The organism is Methylobacterium sp. D48H (assembly GCF_053345715.1).
Genome location: NZ_JBKFAP010000011.1, coordinates 1 through 23357, shown reverse-complemented (window position 1 = coordinate 23357; position 23357 = coordinate 1). Strand labels below are relative to the sequence as shown.

Below are 23357 nucleotides of genomic sequence, written 5' to 3'. Positions count from 1 at the left end.
GCGTGCGGTCCCGGCCGGTCCGGGCCGTCGGGCCCTCCGGATCCGGGCAGGATGGCGCGCCGCCGCTCATCGGCCCGTCGTGGTCTTGAGCATCAGGATGTCGATGTCGCGCCGGGGCACGTAATCCGTCACGACGCTCTCGAAGGTCGTCGGGCCGGTCTTGCGGAGTCCGGTGGCGCAGAACGACACGAGCGTCGTCGGATCGCCCTTGTCCACGGTCAGCTTGAACGTGCCGATCGGTCCGGCCCAGTTGCCGCCGGAGGTGATCACGTAGGACAGGTACTGCTCGAAGGCCTGCACCCCCTGCCCGCCCGCCGCCGCGATCCTGCGGGCGAGCCCCTGGGCCGCCTTCAGGAAGGCCGCGTCCGTGCAGTATTTCCGCGCGTACTCGGCCTTCTCGTCGGCGCCCTCGGTCGGGGTCCCGAACGACAGGCTGGAGAGGCCGCCGACGCCCGGGACGTAGCTCTGCCGGACGACGACGTCGCGGCCCGCCGGGAAGACCTGCCGGCGCCAGAACTTCGACCGCAGGGTCCAGACCGGGAACAGGCTCGTCGTGCCCTTGCCCATGTCCTGGGGCTCCAGGAGGCCGTCCGCCACGAGGCCGCGGCGCTGATCGGCGCCCAGGGCGGCCAGCGCGGCCTCGGTCGCCTCGACCGTCGGGACGAGGGGGATGCCGAGGCTCCGCAGCCGCCCGGTCACCTCGACCTCCGGCTTGCCGGCCGGCGTGACGAAGGCGCGTTGCTCGACCTGCGAGTCGACCGGCCGGCCGTCGACCTCGGTGGTGAAGCGGAGGAAGTTGTCGTGCTTCGGGTCGGCGATGCTCAGCATCGCGTCGGGACCCCCGGAGATGTCGGGCATCGGGAACGCGATCGTCGTCTCGACGTCCCGGTCGGTCAGGTTGCGGAAGCGGTAGACGATCCGCACCGCCTTCTCGGACAGGAAGAGGTCCTCGGAGACGAGGGCGATCCGGTCCGTCTTCTCCAGGACGAGACCGCCGGTCGCGAGGGTCGCGACGCTGTCGTCGGCCCTGGCCGGACGCGGCAGGGCCGACGACAGAGCCGTCGACAGGGCCGCCGACAGGATCACCGGCAGGAGCAGGGTCAGGCGCGGGATGCGGGTCGTGGATGGGATTCGCACGGCTGTCGGGCTCGCGGGTTGGATCCGTCGGTGCGGGGCGGGGTGAGAACCGGCGCGTCGCCGGTCAGCGATCGGCGGGCGGGTTTCGGACGATCCGGTCACGCCTCCGGCTCAGTCGCGGAGCGGGCTCGGCAACCGTCGGTCCCGGTGGGAGACGGGCCTCGATCCGCCGCCCCAGGGCGGTGAGCGCTTCGGCGAAGGCGTCATCGGTCGCGGCACACCATCCTCCCCGCGGCGCGCCCGCACGCGCACCACCGAATCTCGGACGGACCGAATGGAAGCTTTCGGGCAGAGTTGAGGCCGACCGAGAGGGCCATGTCAGGTCGAGGCGCCAGGTCGAGGCGTCAGGTCGAGGCTGTGAGAAGACACCGCCGTCGGCGGCCGCGCGCGATTGCGCCGCCGCGACCGTTCGGTCTATCGGCTGCCCGGGATGGCCGGCGGCCCCGGGCGCCGGCTCGATCCGCGACGATCTGCGAGGAGCGCCCCGTGCCAGCCGAAGACGCCCCGATCGGCCGCTTCCCGATCCCCCGCCTGGAGACGCTGCCGGACGACATCCGCGCGCGGATCGAGGCGGTGCAGGAGAAGTCCGGCTTCATCCCGAACGTGTTCCTGGTGCTCGCCCACCGTCCGGACGAGTTCCGGGCGTTCTTCGCCTACCACGACGCGCTCATGGACAGGCCGGGCAACCTGACCAAGGCCGAGCGCGAGATGATCGTGGTGGCGACCTCGGCCATCAACCAGTGCCAGTACTGCGTGATCGCCCACGGGGCGATCCTCCGGATCCGCGCCAAGGATCCGCTGATCGCCGACCAGGTGGCGATCAACTACCGCAAGGCCGACATCACCGACCGGCAGAAGGCGATGCTCGACTTCGCCATGCTGGTCAGCCAGTCCGCCCACCAGGTCGGGGAGCCCGCGTTCGCGGCGCTCAGGGCCCACGGTTTCGACGACGCGGATGCCTGGGACATCGCCGCCATCGCGGCCTTCTTCGGCCTGTCGAACCGGCTGGCCAACGTCAGCAACATGCGGCCCAACCCGGAATTCTACGCGCTGGGGCGCGGCTGACGGCCCGGCATCCCTCGCCGCCGGCGAGCGGACCGCCGGGGCGGTTTCCGGGTGTCCACCACCCCTTCAGAGGGCTCGGCGCCCCGCGGGACCGCCGGAGCCCCGCCGTGCGACCTGGCGTCGCGCGCGGGGAGCGGATGAAACGGCTCCGGCCCTCTGAGCCCGGTCGCGACCGCGCGCGGGGACGGGGCGCGGCGTCCTTACCAGTGCTTTAAGCCTATAGGAGCCGCCCGGTCCGGCTGTTAACAGGCGTTAGATTTTTGTGGCCGACCCGGTGAGGGGGCGAATCCCGGCTTGAACCTTCGAAGCGGCGCGGCCCAGCGTCTCGACCTGACCGCGTGCGATCGCGAGCCCATCCACATCGTCGGCAGCGTCCAGCCGCACGGGTTCCTGCTCGGCCTCGAGGCCCGGTCCCTCACCATCGTCCAGGCGAGTGCCAACGCCCCCGCGGCGGCCTCCGTCGGCACCGTCCTCGACGCGGCCCTGCCCGACCTCGCGGCCGTCGTCCGCCACCACCTGGAGGCGGCGGAGCCCCAGGACGGCGCCCTCTATCTCCGGACCGTGACGCTGGAGACCGGCGGCGGGCGCCAGGCCTACGAGGTCGCGGCCCACCGGGTCGACGAACTCGTCGTGCTGGAGCTGGAGGAGATCGACGCGGCCGCGGCCGAGATCGGCGTCGACGTGCTCACCCCGCGCCTGCGGGCCTTCGTCGAGCGCCTGCAGACCGCCCGCACCGTCGAGGACCTCTGCCAGTTCGTCGCCGAGGACATCCGCCAGATCACCGGCCTCGACCGGGCCCTGGTCTACCGGTTCGACCGCGACTGGCACGGCACGGTGCTGGCGGAGGCCGGCAACGGCGTCCTGCCCTCCTACCTCGACCTGCGCTTCCCCGCCTCCGACATCCCCGCCCAGGCGCGCGAGCTCTACCGCCGGAACCGGTTGCGCATCATCCCGGATGCCGGCTACGTCCCCGTGCCGATCCGGCCGGCCACCACGCCCTCCGGCAAGCCGCTGGACCTCAGCCAGTCGGTGCTGCGCTCGGTCTCGCCGGTCCATGTCGAGTACATGCGCAACATGGGCACGATGGCGTCCATGTCGGTGTCGATCCTCGTCGACGGCGCCCTCTGGGGCCTGATCTCCTGCCACAACCGCGCGCCCAGGCGCGTGCCCCTCCAGGCGCGCAATGCCTGCGACGTGCTCACCCAGATCTTCGCCCTGCAGCTCTCGGCCCGCGAGCGCGGCGCCCAGTCCGAGAAGCGGCTGGCGCTGGGCGCCGTGCAGGCGCGCCTCCTCGCGTTCATGGCCGAGGAGGACAGCTTCGTCGACGGCCTGCTCAACCACCCCGACGACGTCCTGGCCCTGGTGGACGCGACCGGCGCCGCGGTGGTCACGGCGGACCGCTGCCGGCTGCTCGGGGCGACGCCGACCGAGCGCGAGGTCCGCGCCCTCTACCGGTGGCTGTCCGAGCGCGAGGATGCCGAGGAGGTCTTCGTCTCCGAGGCCCTGTCGGAGGCGTTCCCGGCCGCCGCCGCCTTCGCCGACCGGGCGAGCGGCCTCCTGGCGATCTCGGTCTCGAAGAAGTACGCGAGCTACATCCTCTGGTTCAGGCCCGAGGTCGTGCGGACGGTGAAGTGGGGCGGCAACCCCGTGAAGGCCGTCCGGCCCGACCCGGAGGGCGGCCCGGACCGGCTGCACCCGCGCAAGTCGTTCGAGATCTGGAAGGAGACCGTGCAGGGCCGCTCCCTGCCCTGGTCCGACCCGGAGGTGGAGGCCGCCAAGGACCTGCGCGCCTCGGTGCTCGGCATCGTGCTCCGCCGGGCCGAGGAGCTCGCCGCCATGAGCGAGGAGCTGCAGCGCTCCAATAAGGAGCTGGAGGCGTTCTCGTACTCGGTCAGCCACGACCTGCGCGCGCCGTTCCGCCACATCGTCGGTTACGCGAACCTGCTCAAGACCCGCGAGGGCGCCCAGCTCTCCGACAAGGGCCGGCACTACGTGGAGACGATCATCGAGGCGGCCTTCTCGGCCGGCACCCTGGTCGACAGCCTGCTGAGCTTCTCGCAGATGGGCCGGCACGCCCTCAACAAGGTCTGGGGCGACATGAACGCCCTGGTCGAGGAGGTCCGCCGGAAGGTCCTGCGCGACGTCACCCCCGACCGGACAATCCGCTGGGAGATCGCGCCCCTGGGCCGCGCCTACGCCGACCCGGTGATGCTGCGGCTCGTCATCGAGAACCTGCTGTCGAACGCCGTGAAGTACACCCGCGGCACCCCGGAGGCGGTGATCGCGATGGGCAGCCTCCCGCCCCGGGAGGGCGAGGCGGTCTACTACGTGCGCGACAACGGCGCCGGCTTCGACATGGCCTACGTCGACAAGCTGTTCGGCGTGTTCCAGCGGCTGCACCGGGTCGAGGAGTTCGAGGGCACGGGGATCGGCCTCGCCAATGTCCGGCGCATCGTCGAGCGCCACGGCGGCCGGACCTGGGCCGAGGGCAAGCTCGGCGCGGGCGCCACCTTCTACTTCACCCTGCCCATCCGGGAGGAGGCCCACTGATGGCGGGACTGAAGCCCATCCTCCTGGTCGAGGACAACCCGAACGACATCGAGCTGACGCTGGCGGCGCTCGAATCGAGCCAGCTCGCCAACGAGATCGTCATCTGCCGCGACGGCGCCGAGGCCCTCGACTTCATCTACCGGCGGGGCGCGCACGAGAAGCGGCAGGCCCAGGACCCCGCGGTGGTCCTGCTCGACCTGAAGCTGCCGAAGGTCGACGGCCTGGAGGTGCTCGCCAAGATCAAGGGCGACCCGGTCACCCGCCAGGTGCCGGTGGTGATGCTGACCTCGTCCCGCGAGGAGACCGACCTCGTGCGCTCCTACGATCTCGGGGTGAACGCCTTCGTGGTGAAGCCGGTCGCCTTCGAGGAGTTCTTCGCGGCGATCAAGGAGATCGGCGTGTTCTGGGCCCTCCTCAACGAGCCGCCGCCGTACCGGGGAGGCTGGCCATCGAACGCGTGATCGGACCTTCCGCGGGGCCGCTGCGCATCCTCCACCTGGAGGACAGCGACCTCGACGCCGAGCTGATCGAGGCCGAGCTGGAGACCCTCGGGCACCCGGTCGCGATCGAGCGGGTGATGACCCGCGACGCCTTCGCCCGCGCGGCGGTCGCCGGCCGGCACGACCTGATCCTGGCGGACTACGTCCTGCCGACCTTCGACGGCGTGAGCGCCCTCGGCATCGCCCGGGCGCAGTGCCCCGACACGCCGTTCATCTTCTGCTCGGGCACGCTCGGCGAGGACGTCGCGGTCGAGGCCCTGAAGAACGGCGCCACCGACTACGTCGTCAAGCAGCGCCTCGACCGCATGCCGCGCACGATCGTCCGGGCGCTCGCCGAGGCGCGGGCCCGCGCCGACAAGCGCGAGGCCGAGGCCGCCCTGCAGGCGCTCAACGAGACGCTGGAGGTGCGCATCGCCGAGCGGACCCGCGAACTCGCCGCGGCGAACGAGGCCCTCCAGGCCCAGATCGTCGAGCGGGAGCGGGCGGAGGACGCCCTGCGGCTCGCCCAGCGCCTGGACGCGGTCGGCCAGCTCACGAGCGGCGTCGCGCACGACTTCAACAACCTGCTGACGGTGATCGCCGGCAACATCGAGTTCCTGGAGAAGGCCGTCTCCGACGCGCGCTCGAAGCGCCGCCTCGCCATGATGCGCGGGGCCGCCGAGCGCGGCGCCCGGCTCACCGCGCAGCTCCTCGCCTTCTCCCGGCGCCAGCGCCTGGAGCCGACGCCGGTCAGCCTCAACCAGACGGTCGCCTCGATGCGCGACTTGCTGCAGAGCTCGATCGGCGGCGCGGTCCGGATCGAGACGACCCTCCAGCCCGACCTGTGGCCCGCCCTGGTCGACGCCACCCAGATCGAGCTGGTGATCCTGAACCTCGCCATCAACGCCCGCGACGCGATGGCGGTGGGCGGCCGGCTCGCCATCGAGACCGCCAATGTCAGCGTCACCGGGGCGCCGACCCGGCCCGAGCAGCCGGCGCCCGGCGCCTACGTCATGGTGGCGGTGAGCGACACCGGCACCGGGATGACGCCGGACGTGCTGGCCCGGGTGTTCGAGCCGTTCTTCACCACCAAGGAAGTCGGCAAGGGGTCGGGTCTCGGGCTCGCCCAGGTCTACGGCTTCGTCAAGCAGTCCGGCGGCGGCATCCGGATCGACACGGTCGCGGGCGAGGGCACCTCGATCAAGGTCTACCTGCCCCGGGCCGCCGAGCCCGAGGGCGCCGTGCCCCGCCTGCCGGTCGCGGCCGAGGCCGCGCGGACGCACCCGCCCGGGAGCGGCCCCCGGCTCCTCGTGGTCGACGACGACGCCGAGGTGCGCGAGGTGACGACGACCCGCCTGATCGAGGCCGGCTACGCGGTGCGCGAGGCGGCCTCGGGCCTCCAGGCCCTGGCCGCCCTGGAGGCGGATCCGGGCGTCGACCTCGTCGTGATGGACTTCGCCATGCCGGGCATGAACGGGGCCGAGACGGCCCTGGAGGTGCGGAAGCGCTGGCCGGCGCTGCCGGTCCTGTTCGTCACCGGCTTCGCCGACACCACCGCCCTGACCGAGGCCGGCGCCGTCGGCGCCGACGCGATCGTGCTGAAGCCGTTCCGCGTCGGGGAACTCGAGGGCAAGGTCGCCGCCGCCCTGGCGGCGCGCCCGCCGGCGCAACTCCGGCTGATCTCGGGCCGCGACAGGAGCGCCTGAGGGACGTCGCGCTGGCGTCCCGCTTGCGTCCCGCTTGCGTCCCGCTTGCGTCTCCTGGGGCTCTCCCGGGCGTTCTCCACACGGCGTGCGGGCCCCGCACGGCGTCCCGGGCGGCGCGTGCGCGCCGACGCGGTTGCGCGAACCCGCCCGCTGGGGCACCGATGGCGCTGTCCTGTCCCGCCGGTTCCTCGCCCCATGTCCGAGTCACGCGCCTGGTCCGATGCCTGAGACCGTCGGGACCGCGCCCCCGGCCTTCCTCGCGGAGGGCGGCGCGATGGGCGCCCGGATCCGCGCCCACGACTGGTCCGGCTCGCCGCTCGGCCCGCCGGACAGCTGGGCGCCCTGCCTGCGGGCGACCCTGAGCCTGATCCTGGGATCGCGGTTCCCGATGTTCGTGGCGTTCGGGCCCGACCTCGTCTTCCTCTACAACGACGCCTACGCGGAGATCCTGGGCGACAGGCATCCCGCGGCGCTCGGCGCGCGCTTCCGCGACGTCTGGAAGGAGATCTGGCCGGAGATCGGCCCCCTGATCGACCGGGCGCTCGCCGGTGCGGCGACGTGGTCCGAGAACATGCCGCTGACCATGAACCGGCACGGCTACGACGAGCCGACCTGGTTCACCGCCTCGTACGCGCCGGTGTGCGACGAGGCGGGCCGGGTCGCCGGCCTGCACTGCGCCTGCACGGAGACGACCGGCCGCGTCCAGGCCGAGGCGCGCCTGCGCGAGGCGGAGGCCCGGATCCGGGCCCTCGCCGACCACCTCCCGGGCGGCTACGTCTACCAGCTCGCCATGGCCCCCGACGGCGCCGACCGGCGCTTCCTCTACGTGTCGCAGGGCTTCGAGCGCATGACCGGCCTGGCGGCCGGGGACGTGCTCGCCGACCCGGCGGTCGCCTACGACCTGATCCTGCCGGAATACCGCGCCGCGGTCGCCGAGGCGGAGGCCGCCGCGATCCGCGACCTCGCGCATTTCGACGTCGCGGCGCCCATGCGCCGGCCGGACGGCACCCACGTCTGGACGCGCATCATCTCGGCCCCCCGCCGCGTCGGCGACACGCTGGTCTGGGACGGGCTGCATCTCGACGACACGGTGCGCCGCCGGACCGAGGAGCAGCTGCGGGAGAGCGAGCGGCGCCTGCGGCTCGCGACCGAGGCGGCCGAGATCGGCCTCTGGGACGTCGACGTCGTTGCCGACACCCTGTTCTGGCCCGCGCGGGTCAAGGCGATGTTCGGCATCTCGGCCGACGTGCCGGTCACGATGGCCGATTACTACGCCGGCCTGCATCCCGACGACCGGGCGGCCACGAGCGCGGCCTACGCCTCCGCCCTCGATCCCGCGCGGCGCGCCGTCTACGACGTGGAGTACCGCACCGTCGGCAAGGAGGACGGCGTCGTGCGCTGGGTCGCCGCCAAGGGGCGCGGGATCTTCGAGGGCGCGCGCTGCGTGCGGGTGATCGGCACGGCGATCGACATCACCGCCCGCAAGCAGGCCGAGGAAGCCCTGCGCGCCAGCGAGGCGCAGTTCCGGGTCCTGTCGCAGGTGCTGCCGAACTTCGTCTGGGCGACCGACGCGGCCGGGGCGGCGAACTGGTTCAACGCGCGCGTCTACGCCTACGCGGGCCGGGAGCCCGGCACCCTCGACGGTGCGGGCTGGCGGGGGATCATCCATCCCGACGATCAGGACCGGGTCGACGAGGAATGGCGGACGGCCGTCCGGTCGCGGGCCGACTACCAGTCCGAGTACCGCCTGCGCCGCGCCGACGGCGCGTATCGCTGGTTCCTGGCCCGGGCGCAGCCGGTCCTGGGCGCCGACGGCGCGGTCACCCGCTGGGTCGGCACCAGCACCGACATCGACGACCAGAAGCGGCTCATGGCCGAGCTCGTGCGCTTCAACCTGACCCTGGAGCAGCGCGTGGCCGAGCGCACGGCCGAGCACGACCGGGTCTGGCGCAACTCGCGCGACCTGCTGGCCGTGGTCGGGGCCGACGGCATCTTCCGCGCGGTCAATCCGGCCTGGCAGACGATCCTGGGGCACGAGCCCGCCGCGGTGGTGGGGCGCAGCTTCCTGGACTTCATCTGGCCCGAGGATGCGGGCGCGACCCAGGAGGCGCTCGAAGCGGCCGCCGCGGCACGCGACCTGACCGATTTCGAGAACCGCTACCGGCACAGGGACGGCACCCTGCGGCTGATCTCGTGGCGCACCTCCGTCGAGGGCGCGCAGGTCTACGCCTACGGCCGCGACGTCACCGCCGAGAAGGCCCAGGCCGAGGCGCTCCGGCACGCCGAGGAGGCGCTGCGGCAGTCGCAGAAGCTGGAGGCGGTGGGCCAGCTCACCGGCGGCGTCGCCCACGACTTCAACAACCTCCTGACGATCATCCGCTCGTCGGTCGACTTCCTCCGCCGGCCGGACCTGGCGGAGGAGCGCCGGTCCCGCTACCTCAACGCCGTCTCGGAGACGGTGGACCGCGCGGCGAAGCTCACCGGCCAGCTCCTCGCCTTCGCGCGGCGACAGGCGCTGAAGCCCGAGATCCTCGACGTCGGCGCGCGGCTGCGCGGCGTGGCCGACCTCCTCGACACGGTCACGGGCGCCCGCATCGCGGTCGTGACCGAGCTGCCGGAGCAGCCCTGCTTCATCCGGGTCGATCTCAGCCAGTTCGAGACCGCGCTGGTCAACATGGCGGTGAACGCCCGGGACGCCATGGACGGCGCCGGCACGCTGACCCTGCGCCTGCGCTGCGGCGCGGCGCTGCCGCCGATCCGCGGCCATGCCGGCGCGCCCGGCCCGTTCGCGGCGATCGACCTCGTCGACACCGGCACCGGCATCGCGCCGGACGTGCTGGCGCGGGTGTTCGAGCCGTTCTTCACCACCAAGGAGGTGGGCAAGGGCACCGGACTCGGCCTGTCCCAGGTCTTCGGCTTCGCCAAGCAGTCCGGCGGCGACGTCGCGGTCGAGAGCGCGCCCGGCCGCGGCGCCACCTTCACGCTCTACCTGCCGCAGGTCGAGCCCGAGGCGTCCTGCGCCGCCGCCGCGGAGGCCGCCGCCCTCGACCCCGGCGGCGCGGGGCAGCGGGTTCTGGTGGTGGAGGACAACATCGAGGTCGGCCGCTTCGCCACGCAGATCCTGGAGGATCTCGGCTACGCGACGACCTGGGCGACCAACGCCGAGGCGGCGCTGGATCAGCTCGGGGCCGACGGCGCGGCCTTCGACGCCGTGTTCTCCGACGTGGTCATGCCCGGCATGGGCGGGATCGCGCTGGCCCGGCTCCTCCGGCAGCGGATGCCGCACCTGCCGGTGGTTCTGGCCTCCGGCTACAGCCACGCCCTCGCCCAGGAGGGGATCCGCGAGTTCGAGCTGCTGCCCAAGCCCTACTCCGCCGACCAGGTCTCGCGCGTGCTGCGCAAGGTCGTCGGCGCGCGGCGGAGGCGGCCGAGGGGCGGGCAGCAGGGCGGGCAGCCCTGACGCGGCGGGGCGCTGCCGGGACCAGCGGAGACCTGACAGAGGCCTGACGCCGCAGCCGGGCGGCGACGGGCGGTCCCGGCGCCATGTTCCCGCGGGAGGTTCCGCGCGGGAGACGCCGCGCCCGCCCCCGGAGGTCCCATGGACAGGGTCATGTACGCGCTCGTCACCCTGGCGGAGGCGGTGCTCGGGATCTTCGGCGTGCGGGCGCTCTACGAGCAGCCCGCCTACGCGGTCGTCGAGCGCCTCGACCGCGGGGTCGAGATCCGGTCCTACGCGCCGCGCCTCGCGGTCGAGACCGACGCGCGCGGCCAGGGCGACGGCGACGCCTTCGGGCGGCTGTTCCGCTACATCACCGGCGCCAACCGGGCCGGGGACCGCATCGCCATGACGGCGCCGGTCGAGAGCGGCGGCCAGCGCATCGCCCAGCACATCGCCATGACCGTCCCGGTGGAGCGGGACGGCACCGGCACGATGCGGTTCTTCCTGCCCCGCGCGGTGGCGGCGGCCGGGGCGCCGGCCCCGACCGAGCCGGGGGTCCGGCTGGTCGAGGTCCCGGCGGAGCGGGTCGCGGCCCTGCGCTTCTCCGGCCGCCTCACCCCGGAGGCGCGGGCCGCGCAGGCGGGCATCCTCGCCGCCGTCCTGGCGGCGGCCGGCCGCGCACCGGCGGGCGCGCCCTTCGTCATGGGCTACGACCCGCCCTTCGCGATCCCGTTCCTGCGCCGGAACGAGGTCGCCGTCCGCCTGCCGCCGCCGTGAGAGCCGGGACCGGTCCTGACGGCCGGGCGCGCGGCCTCGGACGCCGCCCCGGAGGACCGGCCCGATTGCGCAATTATCCCGCGATGTCCTTCATAATAATCCCGAAGACTTGCCGCGATCTTCCTCTTTTGTTGTCTTTGCGCCACAGGGCCGATCATTCGAGCCCGCAAGTCGTCCCCGGCAGGGATTAAACAGAATGTGAATTGAGGTCGCGACCCGACCCGAGATCAGTGAGGCGCACGCAGCCGACGCGAAGCGGCGCGTGCCTTCGAATCCAGGTTGGGGGAAGATATGCGGGCCCTGCGAGGCAGCTTGATCGCGTCCGTGGCTCTGTTGCCGGGTGTCGCGCAGGCTCAACAATCCGTCACCCTCGGCGAGATCAGCGTCATCTCGACGTCGCCGGTGGGTGCGGGCGGCGGCAATTCCAGCGGCGCCCAGAATCTCGATACGCTCGCCCAGGCCGCGCCGACCTTGCCGGCCCCGGCCGGCGGGGTGCGGCTGCGCGGCTCCGAGCAGCCGCTCAACAAGATCCCCAGCACCGTCGAGACCGTCACGGCCCGGCAGATCGAGGTCGATCAGGGCTCCGACAACGTGATCGCCACGCTGGCGCGGCGCACGCCCGGGGTGAACCTCAACGACTCGCAGGGCAATTCGAACCGGGTCGATCTCAGCTACCGCGGCTTCACGGCCTCGTCGGTGCAGGGCGTGCCGCAGGGGCTCGCCGTCTACCAGAACGGCGTGCGGATCAACGAGGCCTTCGGCGACGTCGTCAATTTCGACCTGATCCCGCCGCAGGCGATCCAGCGCATCGACGTGGTCACCGGCAACCCGGTCTTCGGCCTCAACGCCATCGGCGGCGCGGTCAACATCCAGATGAAGAACGGCTTCACTTGGCAGGGCACCGAGATCTCGGCCTGGGGCGGCTCGGACGCGCGCACCGCCGGCTACCTCGAGTACGGCAAGATCTCCGGCCCCTGGAGCTTCTACTTCACCGGCGACGGCCTGAACGACCGCGGCTGGCGCTACCAGAACCCGAGCACGATCGGCCGCCTCTACGCGGATCTCGGCTACCGCTCGCAGGATTCGGAGTTCCACCTGATCGGGCTCGCCGCCCGCAGCTTCTACGGCGCCGCCGCCGCCACGCCGGTGGACTTCACCCATCTCGACCCGCGGGCGATCTTCACCTACCCGCAGACCCAGACGACGCAGGTGGGCACGCTCCAGCTGACCGGCCGGGTCGACCTCTCGCCGACCTGGGACCTCGCCGGCAACGCCTATTACCGGCGCTTCAGCGAGTTCTACGTCGACGGCAACCAGGGCAACTTCGAGAACTGCAGCAGCCGCAGCAGCTTCCGGGGCTCGCTCTGCTACCAGGACGACGCGTTCAACGTGAACGCGCCGCCCACCAGCCAGGTGGCGGCGCGCCGGGCCTACGCCAACCAGTTCGCGATCCTCGGCCTGAACAACCAGACGATCCCGTTCGTCCGGAACATCCCGTACGGCACGATCGACACGACCCGGACGGAGGCCGAATCCTACGGCGGCTCGCTCCAGGCCGCCAACCGCGACCGGATCTTCGGCCTGAACAACGCCTTCGTGGTCGGCGGCAGCGTCGACGCCTCGAATTTCTCGTTCAAGTCGGCGAGCCAGCTGGGCGTGATCAACCCGAACCTGTCGATCACCGTCGATCCGAACAACCCGTATTACGGCACGATCCCGGGCCTCGGCACGCCGGACATCCGCACGCTGGGGGCGATCGGCCTCGCGCCGGGCAACGTCAGCGGCTCGACCCTGTATCTCGGCCTCTACGCCACCGACACGCTGGACGTGACCGACCGGCTGTCGCTGACCGGCGGCTTCCGGCTCAACTACGCCCGCATCCAGACCCGGGACCAGACCGGGTTCTCGCCGGACGTCACCGGCGTGCACGAGTACACCAAGGTCAACCCGCTCGCGGGCCTGACCTACCAGTTCGACCCGGCGCTGAACCTCTACGGCGGCTACTCGGAATCGAACCGCGCCCCGACCCCGCTGGAGCTGTCCTGCTCCAGCCCGACCCAGCCGTGCCTGCTGCCGAACTCGCTCGTGGCCGATCCGCCGCTCAAGCAGGTCACCGGCCGGACCTACGAGGCCGGTTTCCGCGGCGTGATCCCGGCCTTCCTGTCGGGCGGCGCCCTCACCTACAAGGCCGGCGTCTACCGCACCGACCTGAGCAACGACCTCTACCAGGTCGCCGTCGCGGGCAACGCCGCCCGCGCCTACTACATCAACGTCCCGGCGACCCGGCGCCAGGGCATCGAGGTCGGCGCCGAGTACGCGGTCACGCCCGACCTGCTGGTCTACGCGAACTACGCCCTGGTCGACGCGACCTTCCAGTTCAACGCGACCCTCTCGTCGCCCAACAACCCGCTGGCGAGCACCGGCGCGGCCGGCGGCGCCGTGGGCGGCGACGTGATCCCGAACGGCGGCATCCGCGTCCGGCCGGGCGACAAGATCCCGCTGATCCCCGATCACCAGATCAAGGCGGGCTTCGAGTACAGCATCACCCCGAACTGGCGCTTCGGCCTCAACGTCTCGGCGTTCTCGTCGTCCTACTACCGGGGCGACGAATCGAACCTCAACCGCAAGCTGCCGGCCTACTACGTGATGAACCTGACGACGAAGTATCAGGTCAGCAAGAACCTGGAGATCTTCGGGCTGATCACCAACCTGACCAACAACCGCTACGCCACGTTCGGCACCTTCGCGGAGACGGGCGCAGTGGCCGGCAACCTGTCGATCAACGACCCGCGGACCACGACCCTGGCGCAGCCGCTCTCGATCTACGCCGGCCTCACCTACCGGTTCGGGGCGGATCCGGTCCCGATGGCGCCGGAGCCGATCATCCGGAAGTACTGATCCCGTCCACGGGACGATGATGCGAGGGGCCGCGGGATCCGCGGTCCCCGTTCTGTTTCGCGTCATCGGTCCTTGGCGGCCAAGAAATTGGCCCGGTCTTTCAAACCCAGATGAGTGCGGCCGTCGACCCGATCTGTATCCCTGATCGGCCGCCGGCGAGGCTTGCGGGCGCTCCCGTCCCGGTCACCCCGATCCTGGAGACACCCATGCCGCGCTACTTCATCGACACCGCCGACCACGTCGCCGTCCGGGACGACGAGGGCACGGTCCTCCCGGACCGGGCCGCCCTGCGGGACCTGCTGCGCCGGACCCTGACGGCGCTCCTGCACGACGAGGGCGAGGAGACCGGGGTGAACGACTTCGCCGCCAGCGCCTACGACGAGGACGGTCGCCTCGTGATGCGGGCCCGGGCCAGCTTCCACGTCGTGGACCCGTAGGGGACGCCCGGCAGGACGTCCCCGCGCCCCGGTCAGGCCGCGTCCGGCATGCGGTCGAGGAGCTTGTCGAGGGTGATCGGGTAGTCGCGCACGCGGATGCCGGTGGCGTTGTAGATCGCGTTCGCGACCGCGGCGCCGACCCCCGAGATGCCGAGCTCGCCCACGCCCTTGGCCTTCATGGGCGAGGACATCGGGTCGACCTCGTCGAGGAAGATCACCTCTTGGTGCGGGATGTCGGCGTGGACCGGCACCTCGTAGCCGGCGAGGTCGTGGTTGGCGAAGAAGCCGCGCTTGGTGTCGACGGCCAGTTCCTCCATCAGGGCCGCCCCGGTGCCCATGACCATCCCGCCGATCACCTGGCTGCGGGCGGATTTCGGGTTGAGGATGCGGCCCGCCGCGCAGACCGCCAGCATCCGCCGCACCCGGACCTCCGCCGTATAGGCATCCACCGCGACCTCGACGAAGTGGGCGCCGAAGGTCGAGACCTGCTGGGTCTTCGAGAACTCACCGAACTCGATCGCGTCCTCGGCCACGAGCTCGCCGTCGGCGGCGGCCCGGGCGAGCGGGATGGCGCGGTTGCCGGCGCGAACCTCGCCCTCCTCGAACACCGCGTCGGTGGCGTTGAAGCCGAGCTTCTGCGCGACCGCCTCCCGCAGCTTCACGCAGGCCGCGTAGACGCCCGCGGTCGACGAGTTGGCGCCGAACTGGCCGCCCGAACCCGACGAGACCGGGAAGTCCGAATCGCCGAGCCGCGCCACGACCCGGTCGAGGGGCACGCCCATCATCTCGGCGGCGGTCTGCGCGATGATCGTGTAGCTGCCGGTGCCGATATCGGTCATGTCGGTCTCGACCGTGACCGTGCCGTCGGCGGAGAGCCGCACCCGGGCGCCCGACTTCAGCACCATGTTGTCGCGGAACGCCGCCGCCATGCCGTGCCCGACGAGCCACTGCCCCTCCCGGACCTGTCCGGGCTTCGGGTTGCGCCGGGCCCAGCCGAACCGCTCGGCGCCGAGCTTGAGGCAGCCGACGAGGTCGCGGTGGGAGTAGCGCAGGTCCGGCTGGGTCGGGACGACCTGCGTGTCGTTGCGGATGCGGAACTCCACCGGGTCGAGGCCGAGCTTCTCGGCCATCTCGTCCATGGCGACCTCCAGCACCGCGAGGCCCGGGGCCTCGCCGGGGGCGCGCATGGCGTTGCCCTCGGGCAGGTCGAGCCGGGCGAGCTTCATGGCGGTCAGGCGGTTCGCCCCCGCGTACAGGTACTTGGTCTGGTTCACGGCCGTCTCGGGATCGCCCTCCGGCAGGTTGCCCGAGACGCTCTCGTGCGCGATCGCCGTGATGGTGCCGTCCCGCTGGGCGCCGATCCGGACCCGCTGGATCGTGGCCGGGCGGTGCGTGGTGTTGTTGGCGATCAGCGGGCGGGTCAGCGCCACCTTGACCGGCCGCCCGGCGGCCTTCGCGGCGAGCGCCGCCAGCACCGCGTCGGCGCGCACGAACAGCTTGCCGCCGAAGCCGCCGCCAACATAGGGCGCGTCGAGGCGGACCTTGTCCTTCGGCAGGCCGAGCATCTTGGCGAGGCTGCCGTGGCCCCAGCCGATCATCTGGTTGGCGGTCCAGAGCGTGACCCGGTCGCCGTCCCAGGCCGCCGTCGTGGCGTGCGGCTCCATCATGGCGTGGCTCTCGTCGGACGTCGTGTAGGTCGCGTCGAGCGTCACGGGGGCCTGCGCGAAGGCGCCCTCGAAGTCGCCGGTCCGCTCCTCGCCGTTGCCGCCGCTGCCCTCGCCGCTGTCGGCCGGGACCGGCTCGGCGGTCTTCGCCGCGGCGGCGAGGTCGAACGCACCGGCCTCTGGGGCGTAATCGACCGTCACCAGGAAGGCGGCCGCCCGGGCCTGCTCGAAGGTCTCGGCCACCACGACGGCGATCGCCTGATGGTAGTGCTGGATCACGTCGCCGCCGAACAGGTAGGCGACGTTCATCACGCCGCGCTCGATCCGCGGCGTGTCGAGGGTGGTGACGATCCCGATGACGCCGGGCGCCTGCCGGGCCGAGGCCGTGTCGATGCTGCGCACCCGGCCCTTGGCGATGGCGGAGCCCAGCACGTAGCCGTAGGCGGCGTCGGGGGCCGCGTCGTGGCGCTCGTACGCGTAGGGCGCGGTGCCGGTGGTCTTGTACTTGCCGTCGATGCGGTCGGTGGGCAGGCCGACGACCTTGAGGCGGTCGATCGGGTTCGGGCCCGCGGCGGTGTCGAACTTCATGGCTCAGGCCCTCGCTTGGTTGAGCGCGGCGCCGAGGGTCCGCTCGGCGAGCTTCAGCTTGTAGGCGTTCTCGTGGGTGGGCGCGGCGTCGGCGAAGACCCGGTCGGTCACGGCCCGGGCGCCCTTCGGGAGATCGGCCTCGGCCGCCTCGACCCGCCAGGGCTTGTGGGCGACGCCGCCGAAGGCGACGTGGCCGGAGCCGTCCTTGCCCAGGATCGCCGCCACCGAGACCAGCGCGTAGGCGTAGGAGGCGCGGTCGCGGACCTTGCGGTAGATGTGCGTCCCGGGAACGGGCTTCGGCAGCGTCACCGCGGTGATGAGCTCGCCGGGCTCGAGGTTCGTGTCGCGCGACGGGTCGTCGCCCGGCAGGCGGTGGAACTCGGCGATCGGGATCGTCCGCGCGGCGCCCCCGGCGTCGATCGTCTCCACGGTGGCGTCGAGGACGCGCATGGCCACCGCCATGTCGCCCGGATGCGTGGCGATGCAGGCCTCGCTGCCGCCGATCACCGCCAGCTGGCGGCTCACGCCGTCGAGCGCCGAACAGCCGGAGCCCGGCTGGCGCTTATTGCAGGGCTGGGCGGTGTCGTAGAAGTACGGGCAGCGGGTCCGCTGCAGCAGGTTGCCGGCGGTGGTCGCCTTGTTGCGCAGCTGGCCGGAGGCGCCGGCGAGCAGCGCGCGGGCGAGGACCCCGTAATCCGCGCGCACCCGCGGATGGGCCGCGAGATCGGTGTTGCGCACCAGGGCGCCGATGCGCAGGCCGCCCTCCTCGGTCGGCTCGACCGCGTCGAGGCCGAGCCCGTTCACGTCGACGAGGTGGCGCGGGGTCTCGATCTGCAGCTTCATCAGGTCGAGCAGGTTGGTGCCGCCGGCGATGAACTTGGCGTCGGGCGTGGCGGCGACGGCGGCGGCGGCCGCGGCGGGCGTGCCCGGGCGCTCGTACGTGAAGGACTTCATGCGCGGCTCCCGGCGACTTCGGTGATCGCCTCGACGATGTTGGAATAGGCGCCGCAGCGGCAGAGGTTGCCGCTCATCCGCTCGCGGATCTCGGTCTCGGTCACCTGCGGCGCGGCGCCGAGATCGGCCGTGACGTGGCTCGGGATGCCGGCCCTGATCTCCTCCAGGACGGCCACGCCCGAGCAGATCTGGCCCGGCGTGCAGTAGCCGCACTGGTAGCCGTCGTGCTTGACGAAGGCCGCCTGCATCGGGTGCAGGCTGTCGGGCTGCCCCAGGCCCTCGACGGTCACGATCTCGGCGCCCTGGTGCATGATCGCCAGCGTCAGGCAGGCGTTGATGCGCCGCCCGTCGACGATCATCGTGCAGGCGCCGCACTGGCCGTGATCGCAGCCCTTCTTGGACCCGGTGAGGTGCAGGTGCTCGCGCGCGGCGTCGAGCAGGCTGGTGCGGGTGTCGAGTTCGAGCGTGCGCCGCTCGCCGTTCACCGTGAACGTGACGGCGGCGAGGACCGGTGCGTCGGTCCGCGCAGGTCTGGCGCCCGGGTCCTGGGGCACGGTTTCGGCGCTCACCATCAAGTCTCTCTCCGGTTCAGATCACGAAGGCGCGGACGGGATCCCGGTCGCCGGGGCCCGCGGGCGGAACATCCCGGCGGAACATCCCGGCAAGACATCCCGGCAAGACATCCCGCAAAGCGGCGGCACCCTGGATCGGCTCCAAGGTAGAGCCCGCTCCCGCGATGGTCAGGGGGGCGGCGCGGCCGGGAACGCGAAAGTTGCGGCGGGCCGCGCCGGGACCCGTCCAAACGAAAGGGCCGACCCGAAGGCCGGCCCCGATCGTCGCGTGGCGGACGCGCCTACTCGGCCGCGGTCATCTCGGCGGTGTAGTGGCCGCACCAGTCCTGGGCGGCGACCACCGGCCAGAGGCCCTTGGACTCGGGCGCGGGCTGGCTGACCGGCGGGTTGAAGCGGCACAGGCCGGCATCGTTCTGCGCGACGGCGCCGTTGCCCTTGTGCTCGTCGAAGAACCGGCAGGTCTCGCACTTGGCGTTCATGGTCGGGCTCCTGTGAGGCCGGCGGCCCGGGGGCCGTCCCGGCGGGGGACGAGAGCTTGGACCTTAGAAGTGATCCAATCTGCGGGGCCAACGTCGGAGCGATCGGGCGGGTTCCCGGCGGCGGATCGGCGATCCCGCTCAGCCGACCGCGGCGAGGCCCGGCTCGGCCCGGGCGGACTCCTCGGCGGGGCCGGCGGGACCGCCGACCGCGGCGGCGTAGTCGGTGATCGGGCGCGGCCTGCCGAACAGGAAGCCCTGCATCTCGCCGCAGGCCTCCTCGGTCAGGAACTTCATCTGCGCGTGGGTCTCGACGCCCTCCGCGACGACGCCCATGCCGAGGCTGCGGCCGAGGCTGAGCACGGCCCGGACGATCACGGCGGCCTGCGGCCCGGTCCCGAGCTGCGCCACGAAGGAGCGGTCGATCTTCAGCTTGTCGAACGGGAAGGCCTGGAGGGTCGCGAGCGACGCGTAGCCGGTCCCGAAATCGTCCATGCTGATCCGGATGCCGTAGCTCTTCAGGCGGCGGAGGATGCCCACGGCCCGCGCCATGTCGTTGATGATGATGCTCTCGGTGACCTCCAGCTCCAGGCGGTCCGGCGAGAGACCGGTCTCGGCCAGGATCGCCAGGACGGTCTCGGGCAGGCCGGGCTTCTGGAACTGGCGGGGCGAGAGGTTGACGGCGACCTTCAGGGGCTGCGCCCACTGGGCCGCCTCGCGGCAGGCCTCGCGCAGCACCCAGTCGCCGAGCGCCACGATCAGGCCGGTCTCCTCGGCCAGGGGCACGAACACGTTGGGCGACACGCTGCCGCGGACCGGGTGGGTCCAGCGCAGGAGCGCCTCGAACCCGACGAGCGCCCCCGTGTGGCCCTCGACCTGCGGCTGGTAGTGCAGGCTCAGGGTGTTGTCGTCGAGGGCCTGGCGCAGGTCGCGCTCGAGCACCCGCCGCTCCTCGGCCTCCTCGTCCATGGCGGGGGTGAAGATCCGGTACGTGCCGCGGCCCTCGGCCTTGGCCCGGTAGAGGGCGAGGTCGGCGCGGCGGTACAGCGGCTCGGCATCCGTCCCGTGCTCGGGGGCCAGCGCGATGCCGACACTCAGGCCGACGCCGACCCGGTGCCCGCCCACGCTGAACGGGCTGTGGAACAGCGCGATGAGGCGCTCGGCCAGGACCTCGGCCTCGGCCGCGCCGCCGGCCGAGAGCACGGCGAACTCGTCGCCCCCGAGCCGGGCCACCGCCCCGTCCCCCGCGATGCCCCGCAGGCCGGCCGACACGCGCCGGAGGAGCTCGTCCCCGGCCTGGTGGCCGAGGCTGTCGTTCACGCTCTTGAAGCCGTCGAGGTCGAGGTACAGGACCGCGCAGGCGCCGCCGCGCTGGACGATGTCGACGAGGCTGCGCGCGAGGGTCTCGTGGAACAGCGCCCGGTTCGGCAGGCCGGTGAGGACGTCGTGGCGGGCGAGGCGCGCCACCTCGGCCTCCGCGGCCTTCCGCTTGGTGATGTCGGTGAAGGTCCGCACGAAGCCGCCATCTGCCAGGGGCACGGTGCGGATCTCGAGCACGAGGCCGTTGGGCCGCGCCCGCTCGTGAACCTGCGTCTGCCCGGCCTCGCCGCGCTCGATCCAGGTCCGGATCGAGCGGTCCGGGCGCCGGCGCTCGCGGCGGCTCGCCTCGTGGCGCAGCACCGCCCGGTAGCTCGGCCGCGCCTGCATCATCGCCCGGGGCAGGTCGAGGAGCGCCAGAGCCCGCTCGTTGCAGACCCGGACCACGCCGCCGGCGTCGACCATGATGAGGCCCTGGTCCATGCTGTCGAGGGTGGCGTCGAGCAGCAGGGTCTTCTCCCGCAGCATGCGGCCCTGCCGGGCCAGGGCGACGTTGATCCGGCGCAGGTGGTCCAGCATCAGCGTCAGCGCCGCGAAGGCCAGGATCACCGCCATCACGCCGGCGATGCCGCCGGCCAGGACGCCCCGGGCGAGGCCGAGTTGCGGGACCGCCAGGGCCGGGTCCGGCACCACCCGGGCGGCCGCCATGGCGAGGAAGTGCAGGATCGCGATGGCGAGGGTCAGGACGGTCGCGGCCGCGAGCCGGGCCCGCGCGCCCGCGCTGCCGACATGGATGGCCATGCCGGCGGCCGCGAGCCCGCAGCCCGCCGCGATCGCCGTGGCGGCCATGGCGGGGTCCCAGGTGAAGTGTCCCGGCAGCCGCACGCCGGCGATGCCGAGGAAGTGCATGCAGGCGATGCCGATCCCGAGCACGAGGCCCGCCCCCGCCCCGGCCCAGCGCGACGGCGTGGCCCGGGCGAACAGGAAGGCCACGGTGGCGGCCGCGATCGCGACGATCAGCGAGAGCAGGGTCGTGCGCGGCTCGTAGCCCAGCACCACGCCGGGATCGTAGCCCAGCATGCCGATGAAGTGGGTGCTCCAGATCCCGGCCCCGATCGAGAAGCCCGAGGCCAGGAGCCAGACCGGCCCGTGCCCGTCGGCGCGGACCTGGACGCGCTGCTCCAGCTTGAGGGCGACCGCACAGGAGATCCAGCACACGCAGGCGGCCAGGGCGACCACCCAGCCGGTATGTTCCTCGGTCAGGCAAGCGAACGCGCGATACATCGAGGTGCCCCGCCCATCTGCGACGGCGGGAACCTTAACCCGCGGGTACTAATCAGAAGTTGCATTCCGCCCGGACACGGGTCCGATCCGCCATGCGGACGAGACTCTTCCGGGCGCCGCCGCGCGCCGGTCAGGCCGCAGATCAGGAGTTGTATGTTCGGGCGCGGCGGCGGTCCGCCCGCCCGTGCCCGTCGCGGCGCCCGTCAGCCACGCCCGTCAGCCACGCCCGTCGCCGCGGATCTCGATCGGCCGCGCCGCGAAATCCGTCAGGAGTTCCTGGAGCTCGTCCTCGTGGACGAGGCGCGCCGCCTCCTCGGGCGCGAACCATTGCAGGGTGCGCTGGGCCTGTTCCGGCCAGCGCTCGTGCTGGGCCTCGACCCGCAGCGGGTAGACGCGGACCATGCAGGGGAAGGCGCGGCCGTGGTCGAAGCGCTTCTGGTAATGGTACCGTCCGACCGGGTTCGCGGCGATCTGCCCTTCGAGCCCCGCCTCCTCGTAGGCCTCCCGCGCGGCGGCCTGATGGGCCTTGCGGCCGGTCATCGGCCAGCCCTTCGGGATGATCCAGCGCCCGGTATCGCGCGAGGTGATCAGCAGAACCTCGATCCGGCCGTCGGCGCCGACACGGAACGGCAGGGCCGCCACCTGCTTGAGCGGTTTGACCTGCGCCTTGCGGAGCAGCTTCTTCAAGTTCGGCCGCTTGGATGCCGTCTTCAGCGCTGACCTCGCGGACGGAGAAGGGCGGGATTTCTGATGATGCTTCTGCAATCGACGGCCTCCTCACGCTTTTACATAAGTTTAACACGATCCCATTGCAGCCCGCGCGCATTGGCACCGAGCCATGCCTGTAACGCTGTGCTCATCCCCTCCAGGCGGCTTGTCGCGGGCCGGCTTGTCGGCGAAGGCTGACGCGTCAAACGTCCACGAGGCGCGGCATGGCTGTCGAGATCGAGCGCAAGTTCATCGCGAACCCGTCGGTTCTGGCGCTGTGCCGGGCGGGGACGCCCCTGGTTCAGGGATACCTCTTCACCGACGCGGCCAACACGATCCGGATCCGCCGGGCCGGTGAGCGCGCGCTGATCACGTGGAAGAGCCCGCGCCGCGGCGCCAGCCGGGACGAGATCGAGTTCGCCATCGCGCCGGAGGACGGCGCGGCGCTCCTCGCCACCGTGCCGCCCGGCCGGCGGCTCGAGAAGACCCGCTACCGGGTCGCGCATGCCGGGGCGGTCTGGGACGTCGACGTGTTCGGCGGGAACCTCGCGGGCCTGATCCTGGCCGAGATCGAACTGGAGCGCGAGGACCAGCCGGTGGTGCTCCCTCCCTGGGTCGAGCGCGAGGTCACCGACGACGCGCGCTACCGCAACTCGCGGCTGGCCGCGGGACCGGTGCCGGAGCGGTGGGCGGCCTAGGTCCCCGACGCGCCGGGCGGATCCGTCCGGTCGAACATCTCGAACATCCGGGCCCGTGAACATCCCGGGGCGGCCACCGTTCTCACGGCATGCCCCGGACCCTGATCACCTGGACGCAGAACGAGACCGCCGGCGTGCCGCTCCCGCGCTTCGTCGGCCGGGTCGGGACGGTCGTCGTGGGGATCTGTGCCTACGACGGATCGAGCCGGTTCTGGACCTGGTGGAGCCCGCTGGCCGAGGACATCTGGGGGCACGGCCAGGACGCCGAGGGCGCCCGGCAGGGCTGCGAGGCCTGGCTGCGCGGATGGCTCGAGAACTTCAGGCCGTTCTTCACCTGACGCGGCCGGCCGCGAGGGCGCGGCCGGGCCGTCGACGCTGGATCAGCGCATGAAGTGCGGCAGGCGCCGCTTCCAGCGCTCGCCGAGCCGCAGCTCGTTCGTCCGCCGCCCTGCCGTCGACCGGGGCGCCGGGCCCTGACCCGACGTGGGACCCGACGCGGGACCGGACGCGGCCGGCGGCGGGACGCGGGCGGGCGCCGCGTCGACGGGCGGGGCCGGCGGCGGGGCGGTCGGCGCGGCCGGGCGCGGCGGCACCGTCTGCACCTGCGG

At 72.4% G+C, this 23357-nt stretch carries 17 protein-coding genes and 1 pseudogene; 10 read left to right on the top strand and 8 right to left on the bottom strand.

The genetic code is table 11. The features are described 5' to 3' along the window. Positions 1 to 66 precede the first annotated feature (66 nt). Positions 67 to 1137: a DUF4424 domain-containing protein gene (locus ACLBX8_RS18320; protein WP_427508947.1), complete on the bottom strand. Its 1071-nt coding sequence runs from the start codon at positions 1135 to 1137 to the stop codon at positions 67 to 69. A 486-nt stretch (positions 1138 to 1623) separates the two neighbouring features. On the opposite strand from ACLBX8_RS18320, the gene ACLBX8_RS18315 reads away from it, so the two are divergent. The 8 genes from ACLBX8_RS18315 to ACLBX8_RS18280 all read left to right on the top strand — a co-directional run bounded on the left by ACLBX8_RS18315 (position 1624) and on the right by ACLBX8_RS18280 (position 14488). Continuing rightward, positions 1624 to 2202: a peroxidase-related enzyme gene (locus ACLBX8_RS18315; protein ID WP_056533601.1), complete on the top strand. Its 579-nt coding sequence runs from the start codon at positions 1624 to 1626 to the stop codon at positions 2200 to 2202. Between the two features lie 294 nt (positions 2203 to 2496). After that, positions 2497 to 4752, top strand: a complete 2256-nt coding sequence (locus ACLBX8_RS18310; protein WP_447699707.1) for an ATP-binding protein — start codon at positions 2497 to 2499, stop codon at positions 4750 to 4752. Beyond that, positions 4752 to 5213 (top strand): response regulator, encoded by a 462-nt coding sequence (locus ACLBX8_RS18305; protein WP_020094074.1) that lies wholly within the window; start codon positions 4752 to 4754, stop codon positions 5211 to 5213. The genes ACLBX8_RS18310 and ACLBX8_RS18305 overlap by 1 nt, the downstream gene beginning before the upstream one ends. Continuing rightward, positions 5210 to 6937 carry a response regulator gene (locus tag ACLBX8_RS18300; protein WP_447699706.1) on the top strand — a complete coding sequence of 576 codons (1728 nt, stop codon included), beginning with the start codon at positions 5210 to 5212 and terminating at the stop codon, positions 6935 to 6937. Before ACLBX8_RS18305 ends, ACLBX8_RS18300 begins: the two co-directional genes overlap by 4 nt. A gap of 220 nt (positions 6938 to 7157) precedes the next feature. Beyond that, positions 7158 to 10397: a PAS domain-containing protein gene (locus ACLBX8_RS18295; RefSeq protein ID WP_447699705.1), complete on the top strand. Its 3240-nt coding sequence runs from the start codon at positions 7158 to 7160 to the stop codon at positions 10395 to 10397. 138 nt (positions 10398 to 10535) lie between these two features. After that, positions 10536 to 11153 (top strand): SOUL family heme-binding protein, encoded by a 618-nt coding sequence (locus ACLBX8_RS18290; RefSeq protein ID WP_447682118.1) that lies wholly within the window; start codon positions 10536 to 10538, stop codon positions 11151 to 11153. Positions 11154 to 11444: 291 nt separating this feature from the next. Continuing rightward, on the top strand, positions 11445 to 14051 hold the full coding sequence (locus tag ACLBX8_RS18285; RefSeq protein ID WP_447715597.1) for a TonB-dependent receptor: 2607 nt from the start codon (positions 11445 to 11447) through the stop codon (positions 14049 to 14051). A 206-nt stretch (positions 14052 to 14257) separates the two neighbouring features. Next, on the top strand, positions 14258 to 14488 hold the full coding sequence (locus ACLBX8_RS18280; protein ID WP_447699704.1) for a DUF6894 family protein: 231 nt from the start codon (positions 14258 to 14260) through the stop codon (positions 14486 to 14488). Positions 14489 to 14520: 32 nt separating this feature from the next. Here ACLBX8_RS18280 and paoC read toward each other — a convergent pair whose 3' ends face one another. The 6 genes from paoC to ACLBX8_RS18250 all read right to left on the bottom strand — a co-directional run bounded on the left by paoC (position 14521) and on the right by ACLBX8_RS18250 (position 22030). Beyond that, on the bottom strand, positions 14521 to 16740 hold the full coding sequence (paoC, locus tag ACLBX8_RS18275) for an aldehyde oxidoreductase molybdenum-binding subunit PaoC (protein ID WP_447699703.1): 2220 nt from the start codon (positions 16738 to 16740) through the stop codon (positions 14521 to 14523). A 3-nt stretch (positions 16741 to 16743) separates the two neighbouring features. Next, complete coding sequence (locus tag ACLBX8_RS18270) at positions 16744 to 17694, bottom strand: FAD binding domain-containing protein (protein ID WP_447699702.1); 951 nt, start codon at positions 17692 to 17694, stop codon at positions 16744 to 16746. Further along, positions 17691 to 18266: an aldehyde dehydrogenase iron-sulfur subunit PaoA gene (gene paoA, locus ACLBX8_RS18265; protein WP_020094082.1), complete on the bottom strand. Its 576-nt coding sequence runs from the start codon at positions 18264 to 18266 to the stop codon at positions 17691 to 17693. The genes ACLBX8_RS18270 and paoA overlap by 4 nt, the downstream gene beginning before the upstream one ends. Positions 18267 to 18547: 281 nt before the next feature. Continuing rightward, positions 18548 to 18745, bottom strand: coding sequence for a hypothetical protein (locus tag ACLBX8_RS18260; RefSeq protein WP_012321181.1), 198 nt, complete (start codon positions 18743 to 18745; stop codon positions 18548 to 18550). Between the two features lie 138 nt (positions 18746 to 18883). Continuing rightward, a complete protein-coding gene (locus ACLBX8_RS18255) occupies positions 18884 to 21343 on the bottom strand; it encodes a bifunctional diguanylate cyclase/phosphodiesterase (protein WP_056533585.1) in 2460 nt (819 codons plus the stop codon). A gap of 216 nt (positions 21344 to 21559) precedes the next feature. Continuing rightward, a complete protein-coding gene (locus ACLBX8_RS18250; protein ID WP_020094084.1) occupies positions 21560 to 22030 on the bottom strand; it encodes an NUDIX hydrolase in 471 nt (156 codons plus the stop codon). Between the two features lie 245 nt (positions 22031 to 22275). On the opposite strand from ACLBX8_RS18250, the gene ACLBX8_RS18245 reads away from it, so the two are divergent. Beyond that, positions 22276 to 22749: a CYTH domain-containing protein gene (locus ACLBX8_RS18245; RefSeq protein WP_056533583.1), complete on the top strand. Its 474-nt coding sequence runs from the start codon at positions 22276 to 22278 to the stop codon at positions 22747 to 22749. An 89-nt stretch (positions 22750 to 22838) separates the two neighbouring features. Then, on the top strand, positions 22839 to 23087 hold the full coding sequence (locus tag ACLBX8_RS18240) for a hypothetical protein (RefSeq protein WP_447682114.1): 249 nt from the start codon (positions 22839 to 22841) through the stop codon (positions 23085 to 23087). 42 nt (positions 23088 to 23129) lie between these two features. Here ACLBX8_RS18240 and ACLBX8_RS18235 read toward each other — a convergent pair. Continuing rightward, positions 23130 to 23357, bottom strand: a pseudogene (locus tag ACLBX8_RS18235) (hypothetical protein); the annotation flags it as partial.